Annotated in this window: 13 protein-coding genes; 7 read left to right on the forward strand and 6 right to left on the reverse strand. The window is 66.9% G+C overall.

Features of this window, described 5'->3' with window-relative positions; genetic code table 11:
• Positions 1 to 5: 5 nt before the first annotated feature.
• Positions 6 to 1,340 carry a lipopolysaccharide biosynthesis protein gene (locus MRBLWO12_RS18490; protein ID WP_363558147.1) on the forward strand — a complete coding sequence of 445 codons (1,335 nt, stop codon included), beginning with the start codon at positions 6 to 8 and terminating at the stop codon, positions 1,338 to 1,340.
• Here MRBLWO12_RS18490 and MRBLWO12_RS18495 read toward each other — a convergent pair.
• Entirely contained in the window at positions 1,337 to 2,332 is a 996-nt protein-coding gene (locus MRBLWO12_RS18495) for an IS481 family transposase (RefSeq protein WP_363558658.1), read from the reverse strand. The two genes, MRBLWO12_RS18490 and MRBLWO12_RS18495, sit on opposite strands and share 4 nt — an antisense overlap.
• 114 nt (positions 2,333 to 2,446) lie before the next feature.
• Positions 2,447 to 3,634, reverse strand: coding sequence for a DUF1972 domain-containing protein (locus MRBLWO12_RS18500; protein WP_363558149.1), 1,188 nt, complete (start codon positions 3,632 to 3,634; stop codon positions 2,447 to 2,449).
• Positions 3,635 to 3,694: 60 nt separating this feature from the next.
• Here MRBLWO12_RS18500 and MRBLWO12_RS18505 point away from each other — a divergent pair, with 60 nt between their 5' ends.
• Together MRBLWO12_RS18505 and MRBLWO12_RS18510 are read left to right on the forward strand one after the other, a co-directional pair.
• Positions 3,695 to 4,717, forward strand: a complete 1,023-nt coding sequence (locus MRBLWO12_RS18505; protein ID WP_363558151.1) for a glycosyltransferase family 4 protein — start codon at positions 3,695 to 3,697, stop codon at positions 4,715 to 4,717.
• Positions 4,718 to 5,039: 322 nt separating this feature from the next.
• The gene (locus MRBLWO12_RS18510) at positions 5,040 to 10,316 is read left to right on the forward strand and encodes a PKD domain-containing protein (RefSeq protein WP_363558153.1); all 5,277 of its coding nucleotides are present in this window, start codon (positions 5,040 to 5,042) and stop codon (positions 10,314 to 10,316) included.
• A gap of 212 nt (positions 10,317 to 10,528) precedes the next feature.
• Here the strand turns inward: MRBLWO12_RS18510 and MRBLWO12_RS18515 are convergent, their stop codons facing one another.
• Both MRBLWO12_RS18515 and MRBLWO12_RS18520 read right to left on the reverse strand, forming a co-directional pair.
• Entirely contained in the window at positions 10,529 to 11,500 is a 972-nt protein-coding gene (locus MRBLWO12_RS18515; RefSeq protein WP_363558155.1) for a glycosyltransferase family 2 protein, read from the reverse strand.
• Between the two features lie 4 nt (positions 11,501 to 11,504).
• On the reverse strand, positions 11,505 to 13,037 hold the full coding sequence (locus MRBLWO12_RS18520; protein WP_363558157.1) for a sugar transferase: 1,533 nt from the start codon (positions 13,035 to 13,037) through the stop codon (positions 11,505 to 11,507).
• Between the two features lie 357 nt (positions 13,038 to 13,394).
• On the opposite strand from MRBLWO12_RS18520, the gene MRBLWO12_RS18525 reads away from it, so the two are divergent.
• The 4 genes from MRBLWO12_RS18525 (at position 13,395) to MRBLWO12_RS18540 (ending at position 17,434) form a co-directional block, all read left to right on the forward strand.
• The gene (locus MRBLWO12_RS18525) at positions 13,395 to 14,540 is read left to right on the forward strand and encodes a low temperature requirement protein A (protein WP_363558660.1); all 1,146 of its coding nucleotides are present in this window, start codon (positions 13,395 to 13,397) and stop codon (positions 14,538 to 14,540) included.
• An 86-nt stretch (positions 14,541 to 14,626) separates the two neighbouring features.
• Positions 14,627 to 15,580: an intradiol ring-cleavage dioxygenase gene (locus MRBLWO12_RS18530; RefSeq protein ID WP_363558159.1), complete on the forward strand. Its 954-nt coding sequence runs from the start codon at positions 14,627 to 14,629 to the stop codon at positions 15,578 to 15,580.
• A 202-nt stretch (positions 15,581 to 15,782) separates the two neighbouring features.
• Positions 15,783 to 16,070, forward strand: a complete 288-nt coding sequence (locus MRBLWO12_RS18535; RefSeq protein WP_363558161.1) for a hypothetical protein — start codon at positions 15,783 to 15,785, stop codon at positions 16,068 to 16,070.
• 332 nt (positions 16,071 to 16,402) lie between these two features.
• Positions 16,403 to 17,434: a fatty acid desaturase family protein gene (locus MRBLWO12_RS18540; RefSeq protein ID WP_414685498.1), complete on the forward strand. Its 1,032-nt coding sequence runs from the start codon at positions 16,403 to 16,405 to the stop codon at positions 17,432 to 17,434.
• 97 nt (positions 17,435 to 17,531) lie between these two features.
• Here MRBLWO12_RS18540 and MRBLWO12_RS18545 read toward each other — a convergent pair whose 3' ends face one another.
• Positions 17,532 to 18,155, reverse strand: a complete 624-nt coding sequence (locus tag MRBLWO12_RS18545) for a response regulator transcription factor (protein WP_363558163.1) — start codon at positions 18,153 to 18,155, stop codon at positions 17,532 to 17,534.
• Positions 18,152 to 19,330 carry a sensor histidine kinase gene (locus MRBLWO12_RS18550; RefSeq protein ID WP_363558165.1) on the reverse strand — a complete coding sequence of 393 codons (1,179 nt, stop codon included), beginning with the start codon at positions 19,328 to 19,330 and terminating at the stop codon, positions 18,152 to 18,154. Before MRBLWO12_RS18550 ends, MRBLWO12_RS18545 begins: the two co-directional genes overlap by 4 nt.
• Between the last annotated feature and the right edge of the window lie 44 nt (positions 19,331 to 19,374).

Consider the following 19,374-nt stretch of genomic DNA (forward strand, 5'->3'; position numbering starts at 1 on the left):
GTGTCATGAACTCCCTCCTCGCCCTCGGTGCGCGTGCGCTGACGATGGTGATCTCGCTGGTATGCGGCGTGATCACGACGCGGATGATCCTCGGAGAGACGGACATCCAGCACTATGCGCTCTACTCGTTGCTGATCACGATCCCGTCCCTGCTGACGTTCACGGACCTGGGCAGCGGTGCGGTCCTCGTGAACGCCGTCGCGACCAGCGACGACATCCGAACAGATCGCAAGCTGCGTCTGCAGATCACTTCGGTGGGTCGGGTCCTGCTGATGTTCGCCACAGGGCTCATGGTCATCAACACGGTGCTGCTCGTGACGGGCGGGTGGCGCGCACTCTTCGGCGATGCGGGGGCGATCCCCGGGGCCGCGCTCGCCGCGTTCCTGTGCATCACCCTGTTCAGCTTGTCGATCACGCTGGGCGTCTGGTTCCGTATTCTCCTCGGCCAGCGACGCAACCATCTCGTGATCCTCGTGCAGGGCATGATCTCTCCGGTGACACTGGGTGGCGTCTGGCTCATGCTCACGTTCGGTGGACGGAGCTTCGATTCGTATCTGGCCATCGCCTCCTACGGTGCATCGCTCTTCTCCGCGATCGTCGGCTTCCTCCTGGTCGCGCGTTCCACCGCGCCGCTGATCCCGGACTCGATGAAGATGGTGCTGCGCTGGCGCAGCGTGCGCGGGGTCCGCGTGATGGATGTCGGGTGGCCCATGCTCGCCCAGATGGTGACGTACCCGATCGCGGTCGGCTCGCAGCGCTACGTGCTCGCGCAGTTCGGCACCCCGGTCGATGTCGCCGAGTACGGGGTGGCCGGTCAGGTGTTCTTCGCGCTGAACGGCCTCGTGATGGCGGCCGGCGTCGCGCTGTGGCCGCAGTTCGCGCGTCTGCGGCACAAAGGTGAGCTGCGACGCGGTCCGTACCTGCTGTCGATGATCTTCGCCGGTGCCATCGCCGCAGCCACCTTCATGGTGTGGTTCGTGGCGCCGTGGCTGTTCGAGTTCATCACACAGGGTGAGCTCGAGGTGCGCACCCTCACGATCCTCGCCTTCGGCTGCATGATCATGCTCACGGCGGCCGTGTACCCGTTGGGCATGTTCATCATGGACAAGCCGGGCATCCGCTTCCAGGTCATCCCGACGCTCGCGATGGCAGCGGTCAGCATCATCCTGTCCGTCGTGCTGACACCGCTGATCGGCATCGTCGGGCCGCTGATCGGCGTGTCGTTCGCTTTGATCGTGTGCCAGATCATCCCTTACTCGATCTACATCCACCGGCATCGAGAGCGTCTGCTCGGCGCCCAGGGCGAGCCGAAGACCGACGAGCCGGCGGAGGTCGGCTAGCTGTGATGTCCAGGCAGGTTGTTGAGCCTGCTGATGGGTGCGGCTCCGATGGCGGAGTGGCGCCTGTGATGATTGTAGAAGTGCATCCAGGCGGGTAATGCTGCTCGCCGTTCGGTCTCTGATTCGTAGAAGCGTGCGTATGCCCAGCCGTCGGCGAGGGTGCGGTGGAACCGCTCGATCTTCCCGTTCGTTTGCGGACGGTAGGGGCGGGTTCGTTTGTGGCGGATGCTGAGCTCTGCGCAGGCGTCGGCCCAGGCGTGTGAGCGGTAGGCGGAGCCGTTGTCAGAGAGCACGCGCTCGACGGTGACGCCGCGCTCGTCGAACCAAGCGATAGCGCGGCGTAGGACGTCGATCGCGGTGGCTGCCTTCTCGTCAGAGCAGATCTCTGCGTAGGCGACGCGGGAGTGATCATCGATCACGGTGTTCAGAAACGCGGTGCCGATGAGTGGGCGGTATTCACGGCCTCGCTGGCCGGTCTTCTGCGCCTGCGTGCGCGCGTTGATCTTGCTCTGCTTGCGGGTGAGAAACTTGTGCCCGCCGCCATCGGGGATGTTGCCGAACTTGGTCACGTCGACGTGGATCATCGACCCGGGGTAATCGTGTTCGTAGCGGCGGATCGGCTCCCCGGTGACCCGGTCGATGCGGCTGAGCCTGTTGATGCGACACCGCACCAACACGGCATGAACAGTCGAAGCCGGGAGACCGAGCTCGCCGGCGATCTGCGCGGGTCCGAGCCGGCGCCGCCACCGCAACTGCACGATTCGTTTGACCGTTTCCGGCGCCGTCTTCGTGGGCATTGCGCGTGGACGGCTGGACCGATCACTCATCCCGGCGACGCCTTCAGCACGATACCGGGCAGCCCATTTGCGGGCCGTGACGGGCGAGACCATGAACATCTTCGCCGCGACCACCGCCGTCCACCGGTCATCGACAATCAGCCGAGCCAACCGAAGGCGAGCACGAGGAGTGAGAGCAGCGTTAGCGTGGGACACGAAGGCCTCCTGTTGTGAGAAGCGGTTCCTAGACAGCTCCACTCCACAACGGGAGGCCTTCACTCATCAACAGATCAACCGCGATTCACGCAACAACGTCCCTGGACATCACAGCTAGCCGGGCCAGTCGGTTTCCGCGCGTCGAGCACGGCGCGCGGTGGAGTGGATCGATCCGCCGGCGGCGATGCGGATCGCCAGATCCTCATAGGCCGTGGTCACGTCGTCCCAGGAGAACGCCTCGGCCGCACGCTGACGCACGGATGCCGCGGCGTCCGCCACGGCGCCACCGTCGGATTCCGTCACGTCGAGTGCCCTGGCGACGTCGGCTGGGCCTGTGAAGAACCATCCCTGCCCGTCGAGGACTTCGCGGTTGAAGACGACGTCGAAGGCGATGACGGCGGTGCCCGCTCCCATCGCGCGCAGCAGCGAGGGGTTCGTCCCGCCCACCGAATGCCCGTGCAGGTACGTGTAGGCGTGGTGGTAGAGCGCGTCGAGCAGGCCCTGGTCGTAGACACCGCCGAGCAGGCGGATGCGCGGGTCGGCCGCGGCGATCCGGTCGATCTCCGCGGTGTACTCGGCGGCATAGGGGGCGGAGCCGACGACCACGAGGGGCTTCGTCGCCCCGGAAGCCGCATACCCCTCGACGATCTCGCGCACATGATTCTCGGGTTCGAAGCGTGCGACGACCAGGTGATAGCCGCCCGGCTCGAGGCCCAAAGCGGTGATGCCGTCCGTCGGCGCCTCGTCGAGCAGCGGAGCGCCGTAGCGGATGAGCTCGCTGTCGACGCCGTACTGATGGTCGTAGTAGTCGGCGATGCCCGGCGCGTCGGCGATGATCGCATCCGCTGTGCGCACCCCGAAGGTCTCTGCCCAACGGTAGTAGGCCTTCCCGCGTGATCCCCACTTCGAGCGGCGCCACTCCAGGCCGTCCATGTGCAGTGCCACCGGAATACGGCGAGCGCGCAGCAGCGGCAGGAAGGGCGAGTTCGCCGCGTTGAACACGAAGGCGGCATCCGGGCGCCCCTTCGTGACGGAGTGCAAGGTCGACAGCGCCGTGTGGCTCAACGTCTCGAGCGCCTTCTGCCGCACCGCGGGAAGCGTGACACGGCGCATGCCCAGGTAGCTGTCACCCACCGTTCCCGCGTCGCGCCCGTAGACGAGAACACGGTGACCGCGCTCGACGAGACGACGGCCGACTTCTTCCACGGCGGTCTCGAACCCGCCGTAGGACGCGGGGATCCCCCGCGTTCCGATGAGGGCGATTCGCAGCGGTGGCGTCGAGGTTGTCGAATCGGAGCGCATCGCATCAGTATGCCCGAGCGACGCGTCGGGGACACGGAGGGCTCCCGCTATCCTGGGGCGGTGTCCACACGCCACGCTGCCGATCGTCCCCTGACATGGGGGTTCCCTGCTGAGCAGTCCGTGAGCGGATGGGAGGAGCGGCACGATCGCGGTGAGGTCCCCAGCATCTGGCCATACGGACTCGACGGACTGCGCGCGTTCGCGCCGGTGTCCGTCGTCGATCTCCCGGTGCCCGGGCGTCTGGCCCGGCTGCGCGCCCGTGCCGGCGTCGGACCTCGGAAGCACACGGGGACCGCGTTCACATGGGACGAGAACGCGGCCTTCCGACTGCAGGTCGCCAGGCCGCATGAGCGATTCATCTCGGGGGTGATCTGGCTGACGGACATGGTCGAGCGCGGCACGGTCCCCGCCCGACTGATCGACGTTCTGCGCGAGGCGGAAGCCCTGTGGGTGCTCAGCGAGGCGCAGGTCGATCCGTTGCGGACGCTGCTCGGCGCCGACGGTCCCCGCGTCGTGGCGGTTCCCTTCGGAGTCGATGCCGAGTTCTTCTCCCCCCGCCCGTATCCGTCTCGGCCTCGCATCGTGAGCATCGGCAACGACCGTGATCGCGACCCGCAGACGCTGTTCCGGGCGTTCTCGCGTGTGCTCGCCGCGCGACCCGATACAGAGATCGTCGTGCAGACCTCGGCGGAGGGCGCGCCGGATGGTGTGCAGGTCGCGCAGCGGATGTCGCACGGGGAGCTGCACGAGCTCTATGCGACCGCAAGTGTCGTGGCGACCGCGACCAGGCCCAACCTGCATGTGTCGGGGATGACGGTCACTCTGGAGGCGCTCGCCACCGGAAGGCCCGTCGTGAACACCGGGACGCCGGGGATGTCGCAATACGTCGATGAGGGTCTCACCGGTCATCTGGTGCCCGTCGGGGATGCCGACGCCATGGCCGACCGGCTGATCGCTCTGCTGGACGACCCCGCAGGTGCCGCCACGATGGGGGAGCAGGGGCGTCGTACCGTCGAAACGAGCTTCACCACGCAGGAGATGTGCGCGCACCTTGCCACCCTCCTGCTCCCTGCCGTGGAGTGACACGCATCACAGGCGAGATCACCCTCAGATAGGAGTGGCGCGCTTCGACCGAGTGCGCTATTGTTGGCGCGGATGCGTCTATGGGGGACGCGGGGGAATCCAATTCTGCTTGCCGTTTCTTCGGCAGTGCCTATGGGGAGGCGCTATGCGAGTCCAACGACTCGATTCAATCGACCGTGACTTCGATTCACGATCAGGTATGTTCCGTCGTATCGCTCTGGGAGTTGTCGCCGTTCTGGTGATCACGCTTCTGGGTTCTGTGCTCACCGCACCGACAGCGAACGCTGACACCGCACCGACAGATCCGGCCTTGCCTGCGACGGTGAGCGCTGATCCGCTCCCGACGACGCAGATCAACGGGATCGTCTGGGCGCAGGCGGTTGCGGGCAACAAGGTGTACGCCGGCGGACAGTTCACCAGCGCGCGCCCCGCCGGGGCCGCCGCCGGTACGAACGAGACGCCGCGTTCGAACCTGCTCGCGTACGACCTGGCGACCGGTGTGCTCGACGCATCGTTCAACCCGCAGGTCAACGGCCGCATCCTCGCGGCTGCTGTCTCGCCGGATGGATCGCGCCTCTACATCGGCGGTGGATTCACGGCCGTCGACGGACAGAACCGTTACCGTCTCGCGGCGTTCAACACCGCCACGGGCCAGCTCATCGCGAACTGGACACCCGGCACCAACACCGTCGTCCAGGGCATCGTCGCCACGGACACGACGGTGTATGTGACGGGTGAGTTCTCGAACATCAACAACACCACCCGCACCGGTGTCGCCGCGCTGAGCGCCTCGACCGGAGCGGTCCAGGCCTTCAATCCGGTTCTCGCCGGCGGATACGGCGTCCGTGCCGTGGTCGTCTCGCCTGACAAGTCGAAGGTCGTCATCGCAGGCTCCTTCACCTCGACCAACGGTTCGACGAACCCCGGGCGCGGCATGGCCGCTCTCGACGCGACCACGGGCACCAGCCTGCCCTGGGCTGTGAACAGCGTGATCCGCAATGCGGGCACGGGGTCCTCGATCTACTCGCTGGCCTCCGACGGCGACAGCGTGTACGGCAGCGGCTACGACTTCGGTGGTTCCAAGACCGAGGACGACTTCGAAGGCGCGTTCCGGGCCAACTGGAGTGACGGATCGATGGTCTGGATGGAGGACTGCCACGGTGACACCTATTCGGTGTATCCGACCGGCGGCGTCCTCTACACCGCAGCGCACTCGCACTACTGCGGCAACATCGGCGAGTTCCCGCAGCTCGACCCGTGGAACTTCAACTTCTCGCTCGCGTTCGACAAGAACCCGTCGAACCGTACGATCACCCCCGACATCTACGGATACCGCAGCTTCACCGGGAACCCTGCAGCGCGTCTGCTGCACTGGTACCCGACCTGGCAGCCGGGAACCGTGTCCGGTATGAGCCAGGCCGCATGGTCGGTGACCGGCGGTGGCGACTACCTTGTCTATGGCGGCGAGTTCACTGCCGTGAGCGGCACTGCTCAGCAGGGTCTGGTGCGCTTCGCGAAGCCGGGCACAGCGCCGAACAAGATCGGTCCCACGATCCAGGGTGGCGCCTACCAGATCAGCGCGCAGTCCTTCCGCGCCGGTCAGGTGCGTGTGGCGTGGCCCGCGAACTATGACGCGGACAACGCGAACCTCACGTACGAGGTGTACCGCCGCGACATCGCGCAGCCCGTCTACACGACGACCGCTGACTCGACGTTCTGGGTGCGCCCGCGCATGATGTACTCCGACACCGCGGTCACAGCCGGACAGGTGTACGAGTACCGCGTCAAGGTGTCGGATGCGAATGGCAACTCGACGACCTCCGACTGGACGAGCGTCACGGCAGCCGCGACCGGGACCGCCAACACCTACAACTCCGCGATCCTCGATTCCGCGCCGAAGTACTACTGGCCGCTCAACGAGGCGACAGGCACTTCGGGAATCGACTGGGTGACGGGCAACGACCTGAACCTGGCCGGCGGCACGACGCGCGGTCTGCCCGGTCAAGTGCAGGGTGAGACCTCGGCATCCACCGGGTTCAACGGCTCGAACGGAACCGCCGCGTCGACCTCCTCCGAGGTCGCACCGAACGTGTTCTCCGTCGAAGCGTGGTTCCAGACCACCAGCACCAGCGGCGGCAAGATCGTGGGCTTCGGCAACAAGTCGACCGGTGTCTCCGGCAGCTATGACCGCCACATCTACCTGAGCAACTCCGGTCAGATCACCTTCGGCGTGTACCCGGGCACAGCACGGACGCTCACCAGCGGCAGTGGCTACAACGACGGCAAGTGGCATCAGGTGGTGGGCACGATGAGCTCCGCCGGAATGGTGCTGTACGTCGACGGCGTCCGCGTGGGGACGCGCACCGACACCACGACCGGTCAGGACTACACCGGCTACTGGCGAGTCGGTGGTGACAGCCAGGGCGGCTGGCCCTCTGCGGGTTCGTCGAACTTCCTGAACGGACGCATCGCGGACGTCGCCGTTTACTCCACCGCGCTCTCGCGCAACGATGTCGACGCGCACTGGGTTGCCTCCGGGCGTACTTCGGCGCTGCCGGCGGCTCCCGCAGACGCATACGGCAAGGCTGTGTACGACCTCGATCCGGCGTTCTACTGGCGCCTGAACGAGAGCACCGGTACGACGGTTGCGGCGGACGCCGGACGCGACGGGAGCACCGGTGGGTACAAGACCAACGGCACCGCCTCGATCCAGCGCGGGCAGACGGGAGCGATCGCTGGCACGACGAACAAGGCGATCCGATTCACCTCGTCCAAGCTCGGCTCGACGTGGAACAACCGTCAGAGCGTGATCAGCGATCGTCAGTACGTCTCTCCGAGCACGTACTCCATCGAGACCTGGTTCAAGACGACGTCCACAGGCGGCGGAAAGCTGATCGGCTTCGGCAACAGCAACTCCAACAACACCAACGCGAGCTCGAACTACGACCGGCACATCTATATGGACTCGGTGGGTCGACTCAAGTTCGGTGTCTACAGCGGGGGAACGCAGATCCTGACGGCCCCGAGCACGTACCGTGACGGTCAGTGGCACCACGTGGTGGCGCAGCAGTCGGCGAGTGGCATGCAGCTGTTCGTGGACGGCGTAGAGGTCGCCTCCAACGGCGTCTCGACGGCCGACCAGTACAGCGGCTACTGGCGCCTCGGCGGCGACACGACCTGGGAAGGCGACCCGTTCTGGGTCGGCACCCTGGACGAGCCCGCGGTGTACTCGGCTCCGCTGACGGCGAGCCAGATCCTGCAGCACTACCAGCTCGGTACGACGGGTACGCCCAACGAGCTCCCGGTGGCGCAGTTCACTTCGGCAACGACCGACCTCTCCGTGGCTTTCGATGCCGCGGCCTCGAGCGACCAGGAAGGGCCGATCGCGGCCTACACCTGGAACTTCGGGGATGGGCAGACCGGTACCGGAGTGGCCCCGACCCACGTCTACGACGCGGCAGGCACCTACACGGTGACTCTGACGGTTCGCGACGGCGGATCTCTGACCTCCTCGGTCAGCCACGAGGTCATCGCCCGCAACCCGAATGTGCTGCCGACGGCGGCGTTCACCGAGACCACGGACTTCCTTGATCTCGCTGTTGACGCCTCCACCAGTGCAGACACGGACGGCTCGATCGCCGCGTACGCCTGGAACTTCGGTGACGGCGGCGCCGCCACCGGTGTCACGGCGGCGCACACCTACACCGCCTCCGGCACCTACGAGGTGTCGCTGACAGTGACGGATGACCGTGGCGGCTCTGCGACGACCACCAAGTCGATCGTCGTGGAAGCGGCCAACGTCGCACCCGTTGCGATCGCGAATGTGGTCCGCGGCGCTGATGGCATGTCCATCACCGCAGACGGAACCGGGTCCAGCGACAGCGACGGCACCGTTGCTGCCTACGCGTGGAGCTTCGGCGACGGAGCGACGGCCACGGGCGCTACCGCGACGCACACCTACACGTCAGCCGGCACGTACACCGTGACGCTCACGGTGACGGATGACGATGGGGCGACCCACCAGGTCACCGCATCTGTCACAGTGGCGCCGGCCGCCACCGAGGAAGTGATCGCAAGGGATGCGTTCGAGCGCACCGCCGCCTCGTCGTGGGGGACCGCGGACGTCGGTGGCAGCTGGACGACCACCGGCGGGGCTGCAGCCTTCTCGGTGGGTGACGGGGTGGGCAAGTTCTCCCTGGCGCCGGCCGCCACTCGCGAGGCGCGCCTGGCCGGAGTCTCCGGCACGCAGACGGTCACCTCGCTGACGATCGCCTCGAGCAACGTGACTAACGGCGGAGCCTTCAACCTGACGGTCAACGGCCGCCAGGTCGGCAGCGATACCTACTCGGGACGCATCAAGATCGAAGCCAACGGCGCGATCAGGCTCTACCTGCTCCGCAACGAGACCGCGATCGGAAACAGCGTCGTGCTCTCCGGCAACTACACCGCCGGCGAGAAGCTGTCGGCCGCGTTGTCGGTCCGTGGCACCTCGCCGACCACCCTCTCGCTGAAGGTGTGGCGCACGGGCACCACTGAGCCGGTGAACCCGCAGCTGCAGGCAACCGACACCACGGCTGCGCTGCAGGTCGCGGGTTCGGTGGGTCTGAAGATGGCGGTCAGCTCGGTCTCGACGGTCTCGACCGTCATCTCGATCGACGACTACAAGGTCGTCACCGGGGCTGTCGTGGTTCCGGTGAATCAGGCCCCGACCGCATCGTTCACCTCGTCGGCCAACGGCCTCACCGCCAACGTCGACGGCAGCGGTTCGACGGATTCCGACGGAACCATCGCGTCCTACGCCTGGACCTTCGGAGATGGCGGCACCGCGACAGGAGCAACGGCTTCGCACGCCTACGCGGCAGCGGGCACGTACAACGTGACGCTCACGGTGACGGATGACAAGGGCACGACCACCTCGGTCACGAATCCTGTGACGGTGACGGCTCCGGTCGTCGATCCGCCGGATCCCACGGGTCCCGTGCCGCTGGCGACTGACGAGTTCGATCGGGCCGTGACGGGAGGTTGGGGAACGTCCGACCTGGGTGGAGCCTGGGCGACAACCGGGGGCAATCCCGCATTCTCGACCGCAGGAGGACAGGGTCTCATCACCCTGGCTCCCTCCCAGACCCGTGAAGCCCGTCTGGCAGTGTCTGCGACCAGCACGGTCCTCGATACGACCTTCGCGGCGGATGTCGCCTCGGTCGGCGGCACCACCAGCATCACGCTGCACGGGCGCACGGTCGGCACGTCGGTCTACTCGGCCAGGATCCGCCTCGAGCCCGCAGGTGTTGTCCGGTTGTACATCCTTCGGGATGAGACGGCCATCGGCAACAGCTTCGTGCTGCCGACCAGCTACGCGGCTGGCCAGGTGCTGCATGCCCGGCTGTCGGTAACCGGCACCAGCCCGACGACGATCGCCGCAAAGGTGTGGGTCGAGGGGCAGACCGAGCCCGCCACGTGGCAGCTGCAGGGCACGGATGCCACGGCAGCCCTTCAGGCCGCCGGTGGGGTCGGAATCAAGACGTCGGTCAGCTCGGCGTCCACGAACGCGGCGACGAAGATCTCCTTCGACCGGTTCGCGGTGGTCGTCCCGCAGTAGCCAACTCACACAAGCGGATGGGGTACGTGGCTTCGGCCTCGTACCCCATCCGCTTTCGTGTGTGGGGGGTCAAGCGCCCGTACACGAGCCGCGCGTCTGTGCCGGCCAGAGAGCACCCCCAGCGCCTACCGCAGAAAGCCCTCTGTAAGCCTTTGCGGAGTGGAGAACGGTCCGAAGCTTCCGCGGCAAGGTGTGATGACGGCGGTGAGGTCTCAGCCTCGTGCGCCGGATGCCGCACCGAGCGCGACATCCGAGGTGCGCGCGTACTCGGGGGTGATCCGTCCGACTGCTCCGAGTATCCGACCTTGAGCGAACCACGTCCGGCGACGGAGTACGGCGTGGGCAGGAACGTCGCCGCGCAGACGCGCGACGACACCGCGGGCGGAGAAGACGACGAGGCGCACCGTGCCACCGACCAGATGCATCGCGCGCAGCGCCAGCGTGCGGGCGGCAGAGGGGCTGCGGCTGAGCAACTTGGTGCGCATCTGGCCCTGCGAGATGGTGCGTCGCCGGACAAATTCCTTCGTGGTGCGCTCGACAGGCACCTCGTCGCGGACGACAGAGTCCGCAGAAGCCATGATCTCGCCGCCGGCGGCGAGAAGCGCACGCCCGAACAGCATGTCCTCGCCACCCGCGAGGCCGAGGGAAGCATCGAACCGGACTCCGAGTTCCCGCACCTGGGCCGAGTCGATGAGGACGTTCCCGGTGGCCATCGCTTCCAGACGCTGACCGTTCACACGGCGGCGCCGGCGCATGAAGCCTCCGGCGATGATCCACGGATCGGTCCCCTCGGGCCAGACATAGTCGACGTAACCCATGACGACCGCAGGGTGAGAGGTTGTCCAGACGCGCACGAGGGCGTCCAGCCATCCTGGTTGCGGTACGACATCGTCATCCACCATGGCGACCAGCTCACCGTCGCGAGCGCCATCGAGCGCGGCTTGTCTCGCCGCGGCAATTCCCGGCGTGGGCTCGTGGATGTACTCGACGCCGAGCTCGTTCGCCGCCGAAGCGGCAGATCGTTCGGGGTCGTTGTCCACCAGTGCGATACGGACGTCCGTTGCCTCAGGGCCCAGGTTCGTTCGGATCGCGGCTATCAGCGGAGCGAGGAGTTCAGTGCGGCGAAAAGTCGTGACGGCGACGAGGACTGACGGGTTCTCATCGAGTTGTGACGGAGCACTCATCCGTTCAGTATGCCCCGCTGGGCTGCACCATGACCTTGGCGGTGCGCCACATGATCTGCAGGTCGTTCATCACGGACCAGTTCTCGACGTAGCGAAGGTCGAGACGCACGCTCTCGTCCCAGGTGAGGTCGCTGCGGCCGGAGACCTGCCACAGACCCGTGATCCCTGGCTTGATGTACAGGCGGCGGAAGACGGTTCCGTCGTACGCCGTGACCTCGCTGGGGAGTGGCGGACGCGGCCCGACGACGCTCATGTCGCCGATCAGCACGTTCCAGAACTGCGGCAGCTCGTCGAGCGACAGCTTGCGCAGGATCCGGCCCACGCGGGTGACACGAGGGTCATCCTTCATCTTGAACAGCAGACCGGCGCCTTCGTTCTGCTCCTTGAGCGCCGCGAGCTGCTGCTCTGCGTCGGTCTTCATGGAACGGAACTTCACCATCTTGAAGCGGCGGCCGTCGCGGCCGACGCGCTCCTGGAAGAAGAAGACAGGGCCCGGGGAGTCGATCTTGACTAGCAGCGCGAGCGCCGGGGTGATCAGACCGATCGGGATCAGGGCGAGCGTCGCGACGGCGATGTCGAGAGCGCGCTTGAGCAGGTGCTGGCCCCCCTCGTAGCGAGGGATCTGGACCTGGATGAGGGGAAGCCCTTCGACCGGTGCGAACGAGATGCGGGGACCGGCGACGTCGGTGAGTCGGCTCGACAGCACCAGCTCGGCAGCCGTGCCCTCGAGCTGCCAGCTGAGCCTCTTGACGAACTCCGGATCGCCCTCGGGGCGGCTCGCGACGATGATGGTGTCGGCGCCGAGCTCGGCCGCGACCGTCGACACGGTGTTGACGTTGCCCAGCACCGGGAACAGTGCATCGCGGATCTCGATGTCGCGGGCGTTCCCGTCGAGCAGAGTCGCACCGACGACCTGGTAGCCCGAGGCGCCGATCGGGTGGAGCGTGCGCACGACGTACTCGACGTCGTCCTTGTTTCCGACGACGAGCGTGCGCGATGCGAAGCGTCCGTGGCTCCGCTGGATCTGGAGCCAGTGGCGCCAGATCCAGCGGGTCACGAGGAGAGTCAGCACACCGACCGGCAGCCCCAGCAGCAGCGTCAGTTGCATCGACTCCCAGCTCAGGAGCACCGCGACGATGGCGATGATCCCGAATGCGAGACCGCTGGCGTGCACGACGCCCCGGTACTCGGTGGCACTCGCACGGAAGAGCGCGGCGTCCCGCGTGTGGAGTGCGCTGAGCATGAGGTACCAGAGCGCGGCGAGGGGGACGCCGGCACGCAGGACCTCAGGCACGGCGACGCCGCTGATCAGCTGGACGGTCGCGGTCAGGCCGACGGCGAACAGGATGACAGCTGCATCCGTGACTCGCAGTCTGATCCGATAGCGACGCTCCCACTGACGGCGTCGTTCCAACGTTGCGGAGGCGCGCGGCGTGACCACGGTGCGCGTCACCGACTTGGTGGCTCTCGGTGCGGCGACCGGCACAAAGCCGGATCCCGTGCGAGTGATGCTCAGGGCATCCTCGACGGAGGTCATGCCCCGGCCCCGAAAGCCGTTGATGTACGCAGAATTCCCCAGTGCGACATGGTTTCCCCAGTGTTTCCCCAGACCGCGAGCAAAACGCTTGCGGCGTTCGTCCGCATTCCCGACCCCTCGGGTTCCCGCTGCCATCTCCGTGATCCCACACCACGGATTGCGATCGCCGTCCCACACGGCGGTGCTTGCAGCGGGCACTGCAGACTCTCGACAGCATAGCGGAACGTTCGCGCGGAGGGAAGATATTTCGTGCGTGTGGATCAATCGGGGGTCAGAGGACTTGTCGCTGTCGACCGCGGGTCTATTCTGGCCCCCGTGATCGACAACACCGCACCCGCGCGTTTCCGGCTCCGACGCATGCTGCCGCGCGATCCTGCACAGCCGCATCGGCCCGCCAGCATGCTCGAGCTGTTCTTCGACCTCGTGTTCGTCGTGGCGGTGAGCATCGCCTCGGCGCAACTGCATCACGCCCTCAGCCATGGGGACTTCGTGCATGGCATCGCCTCGTACGCGATGATCTTCTTCGCGATCTGGTGGGCGTGGATGAACTTCACCTGGTTCGCGACGTCCTTCGACACCGACGACTGGTTGTACCGGGTGACGACGATCGTGCAGATGGGCGGCGTGCTGGTGATGGCCGCCGGCATCCCGGATGCGTTCGAGCACGGCAACTTCACGATCCCGGTCCTCGGGTACATCGTGATGAGGGTGGCCATGATCGCGCAGTGGCTGCGGGCTTCGCGCTCGGCGGGCGCGCTGCGCGCCGCCACGCGCCGCTATGCATTCGGGATCGCGGCGGTGCAGGTGCTCTGGGTTCTGTTCCTCCTTGTTCCCGGCGGGCCGCTGCAGATCGCCGCGTTCGTCGCGTTCGCACTGATCGAGATCAGCGTCCCGGTCTTCGCGGAGCGCCGGCAGCAGACGCCGTGGCATCCTCATCACATCACCGAGCGCTACGGCCTGTTCACCTTGATCGTCCTCGGCGAGAGTCTGCTCGCATCGGCGAACGCGATCGTCGATGCGTTGAAGGACGTCGAGTCCCTCGGGCCGCTCATCGCGATCTCCGTGCTCACCCTGGTCGTCACCGCGTGTCTGTGGTGGATCTACTTCTGGCCGCCGCACCACCGTGCGATCACCACGTTCCGTCGATCGCTGCGCTATGGATACACCCACTACTTCGTGTTCGCGGCGGCGGCGGCGTTCTCCGCAGGTATCGAGGTCGAGATCGACGTGCTCACCGGTGAGAGCGAGCTGTCGAGCGCGGCGGCGTCCTTCTCGGTCACGATCCCGATCGCGATCTTCCTTCTCGGCGTCTGGTGGATCGCCATCCGCGAGAACGCGGATCGTCTGGTGAACACGGTCGTCCCGATCGGGGCGCTCATCGTGCTGCTCGATCCCGTGCTCCCTCTTCCCGTGGCTCTCACCGCCGTCATCCTCGTCGGGATCGTGGTGGTGCTCGTCATCCGCCCGCCCGTCGTGAAGGAGAAGCAGGCCTTCGACTCATAGGCGACGCACAGAGCTCGCAAAGACTCTTGATCGGCCGCGCGGTCACCATGGGGAACACCTCGACGGTTCGCGAAAGGAGCCACATCATGAGCCACATCCCCGAACCGGTCCAGACTCCCGACGGGCCGACCTATGAAGGTCGTCTCCTCGACAGGGCCGGAGAAGAAGTCGTCGACCAGGGCGCGGCATTCGACATCCGCACGCTGATCACCAGGCGCGGGATGCTGAGTCTCGCGGGCATCGGACTCGGTGCGGTCGTCCTCGCCGCATGCGCGCCGGCGTCTTCGACCGATACGGGGGCGACGGCGACCCCCACTGCGAAGGCTTCGACGACCCCGTCGACCGCGACCGTCGACGGGGAGATCCCCGACGAGACCGCCGGCCCGTATCCCGGGGACGGCTCCAACGGTCCCGACGTGCTCGAGGACTCCGGCATCGTGCGCGCCGACATTCGCTCCTCGATCGACGGAGCCGCCAGCGCGGATGGCGTGCCGCTGACCTTCGAGCTCCAGATCCTGGACCTGGAGGGCGGAGGCGTCCCGTTCGAGGGCGTCGCGGTCTACGCCTGGCACTGCACGGCTCAGGGAGAGTACTCGATGTACTCCGAAGGACTCGAGAACGTCACCTACCTTCGTGGCGTGCAGGTGGCTGATGCGGACGGCAGAGTGGCGTTCACGTCGATATTCCCCGGTTGCTACTCGGGACGCTGGCCGCACATCCACTTCGAGGTGTACCCCGACCTGGCCTCGATCACCGACTCGTCGACCGCCATCGCCACCTCGCAACTCGCGCTCCCCGAAGCGGCGTGCAGCGAGGTGTACGCGCAGTCCGGCTACGACGGATCGACGCGCAACCTCGATGCCATCACACTCGCGAGCGACAACGTGTTCGGAGACGACTCCGCCGCGCTCCAGCTGGCGGCCGTGACAGGCGATGCCGCGAGCGGATATGCGGCCGTGCTCGTCGTGGGCGTGGACACGTCCACGACACCGACCGCAGGAGCGGCGCCCGGCGGTGGCGGGAAGGGGCCCGCGAACTGAGGCGAGGGCCGGGACCTGCCCGCCGCCCGCGCGATCTGTTAGACTCTCTGATGCAACGTGAGTGATTCGCCCCTCTCGGCCGTCACGTCGCCACTGATCAGGGCCATTACGGACCGCGCACGTCGATGCGCGCGGGATCCGCCCTCGATCTCACATCAGCGAGGCGCCGACGTGCGCCCGCCCCACAGCAATGAGCATGACCATGAGTATTACGACCTTCCCTCCTACCGACCCGTTGACCTGGAAGCAGGCCGACACCGATGTGCACGTCGCGACCCGCAACGGCGAATTCGCCGGCTTCGTGGAGTTCGACGGCTCCGCCCACCTCGTGCGCGACGAGCGCGGCACCGACCTCGGCTCGTTCGAGACTCTCGACGACGCCCAGGACGCCCTCGAGAACACCCAGCAGTCCCGCGCCGCGTGGCGTCGAGGGATGCCGCTGAGCCTGCCCCTGGCATTCCGCCGCGGGCTGCGGCGCGCTCGCGCCTGACCCCGCTCCGACGCCCGTCGTTCCGCCGGACGAGTCTGTCCGCTGTTTCGTGCGGGCAGGCGGAGGGGATGCTGCCGCCCGGGCGTGTCGAGGCATGAGGCGGTCCTGACGCGGCCATGGTGCAGGACCCCGAAAACACCTCCGTCGTATTCCGTTCGGCGCATGTGGCCGGGGCTACTCTGAGTTAAGCGTTGGGCGTCCGCCTTGGGCTTTCACAGCCGCAGGGCTCCGATCGACGGGAGAACATCATCTCCACTTCACAGGTCGAAAAGACCGCAGCAACGCTGGGACCGGTACGCCAGACGTACGCCGGCAACGCAGACTTCCCCCCGATGGCGCAGGCCTACAAGCAGGTCTCTCAGGTCGTCCGAGAGATGGGACTGCTCCAGCGCGCGAGCGGGTTCTACATCTGGGTCTCCATCGCCATCGCGGTGGCTCTCGCCGGCTGCATCGCCGGCTTCATCCTGCTCGGCGACAGCTGGTTCCAGCTGCTCATCGCCGCAGCCCTCGGCATCGTCTTCACGCAGATCGCCTTCCTGACGCACGAGGCGGCGCACCGCCAGATCCTCAGCTCAGGGCCAGCCAACTTCCGCCTCGCGCGCATCCTCGCCGCCAGCATCGGCATGAGCTACTCCTGGTGGGACTCCAAGCACACCAAACACCACGGCAACCCGAACCAGGTGGGCAAGGACCCCGACATCGAGGTCGACACGATCTCGTTCCTCGAGGAGGATGCGGCGAAGTCCCGCGGCATCATCCGTCTCATCACCCGCAAGCAGGGGTGGCTGTTCTTCCCGCTCCTCACGCTCGAGGGACTGAACCTCCACTACCTCGGCCTCAAGCACCTGACGACCAAGAAGAACGTCAAGGGACGCTGGATCGAGCTGAGCATCATCGCCGCACGTTTCATCATCATCCTCGTGCCGGTGTTCATGATCCTTCCGCTCGGAATGGCTTTCGCCTTCATGGGCGTGCAGATGGCGGTCTTCGGCGTGTACATGGGTGCGTCCTTCGCTCCGAACCACAAGGGCATGCCGATCATCGATCCGAACGCCCGCCTGGACTTCTTCTCGAAGCAGGTCCGCACCTCGCGCAACGTCAGCGGCGGCTGGTGGGTGACCTCGTTCATGGGCGGTCTCAACTACCAGGTCGAGCACCACCTGTTCCCGAACATGCCGCGCCCGAACCTGTCGAAGGCGCGCGAGGTCGTGCGCGACTACTGCATCGCGAACGATGTGCCCTACACCGAGACCAACCTCATCCGGTCGTACGCGATCGTGATCCAGTACCTCAACCGGGTCGGCCTCTCCGCCGGTGCGGACCCGTTCGACTGCCCGGCCGTCTCGCAGTTCGGTCGCGCGTAGTCATCACGCTCTTACCCGAATCGCCCGGATCCTCTTCGCGAGGAACCGGGCGATTCGCTGTTCCGGGGCGGTTCTCCCGGCGACGCGACGCCGCGTCCTAGAGCAGCCCCCACTCCATCGCGAGGGTGACGGCGCGGGTGCGGTCCGACACTTCGAGCTTCTCGAACGCATGCAGAAGGTGCGTCTTCACGGTCGCCTCCCCGATGAAGAGCTCCTTGGCGATCTGCGGGTTGCTGCGGCCCGCGGCGACGAGTCGGAGCACGTCGAGTTCACGGGGGCTCAGCTGCGGTCGGGCGGGCCGTTCCCTCCGCATCCGCGTGACCAACGTGGCTGCGATCGAGGGCGCGAGCACCGTGTGCCCTTCCGCGACCGAGCGGATCCCGGCGACGATCTCCTCCTGGGGCGCCGCCTTCAGCAGGTACCCGCTGGCTCCCGCCTCGATCGCGCCGAGGATGTCGTCGTCGCTCTCATAGGTGGTGAGCACGAGCACGCGCACGCCGGGAAGCTCCTGGGTGATCCGCGATGTGGCCTCCGCGCCGGTCAACGTCGGCATCCGCAGGTCCATCAGCACGACGTCGGGGCGCAGCGCCGTGGCGAGTTCGACCGCTTCGAGTCCGTCGGATGCTTCGCCGACGACCTGCAGCTCCTCGTCGAGCGACAGCAGACCGACGATCCCGGAGCGCACGATCGGGTGGTCGTCCGCGACGAGGACACGGATCATGACACCTCCTGCAGCATGGGGAGAGGCACGCGGACCGTGAGTGTGGTGCCGCAGACCTCGCCGTCGGTCACATCCAGGGTGCCGCCGACGAGCCCGACACGGTCACGCATGCCCGCGAGTCCGAAGCCATCGCCGTGGCCCAGACGCACACCGCCGAGGCCCCGCCCGTCGTCGCTCACGACGAGCACCGCATCTTCGCCCACCAGCAGGGTGACGGAGGCGGAGACGGCGGCGGCATGCTTGCGGACGTTCGCCAGTCCCTCCTGGGCGCAGCGCAGCAGCACGACCTGGATGTCGCGCGGTACTGGCTGCACGGACGTCGTCACCGCGACCGGCAGCCCGGTCTCCCTGCTGAATCGCTCGCCGAGCCTGCGCAACGCTTCGGAGAGCGAGCCGGACGGGTCGGCGGCCGGTGACTCCACGACGACCAGGGCTCTGGCCTCTCGCAGGGCGTCGCGCGCCGCTTCCTCGATCAGGGCGACGGTGTCTGCGGAGCCGTCGAGCCGCCCGCGCTCCGCGAGCATCACGATGCTGGTGAGGCTCTGGGCGATCGTGTCGTGCACGTCCCTCGCGAGGCGCGCTCGTTCGGCCGTTGCACCGGCTTCGCGACTCGCCGCCTCGAGCCCCGCCTGCGCTGCGGTGAGATCGGCGAGCAGGCGCTGGCGCTCCGTGCCCCATTCGGCGATCCGTGTGATCCACAGCCCCAGGGCGAGGCTGAACGCCGCGGACAGCCCGGCGGTGGTGATACCGGCGAGCACGAGTTCCGGCGCGAAACCACCCCAGAACGAGTAGGCGAAGGCGATGACCGTCGCGTTCACGAGCGTGACGATGATCGACTGGGCGGTCGATCGGGACGTCATCCAGATGAGGGGCAGCACCAGCGTCTGCAGCAGGAGCATGTTCGGCTCGATCGACGTGCCGAACGCCATCAGCGCGATCAGGGCGACCTGGATCACCGCCGAGGCGAGTGGGGAGGGGTCCGGCGCCTCGCGGAAGCTCACGTAGCGGCGGGCGCCGAACGCGTAGACCGCGACGAGGCCGCAGGCGGTGGCGACCAGCATCCAGGGCGAGGCGGCGCTGCGCGAGGGCAGGGTGAACGCGAGTACCAGGATCACGACGAAGAGCGCGGTGGTCGCGAGGTCCCAGCCCAGATGTTCCTTGCGGACGGTGCTCATGACGACCACTCTCGCATCATCGTGGCGGTGCTGCTCGTGACGGA

The sequence above is a fragment of the Microbacterium sp. LWO12-1.2 genome, assembly GCF_040675875.1.
Classification (GTDB): Bacteria; Actinomycetota; Actinomycetes; order Actinomycetales; family Microbacteriaceae; genus Microbacterium.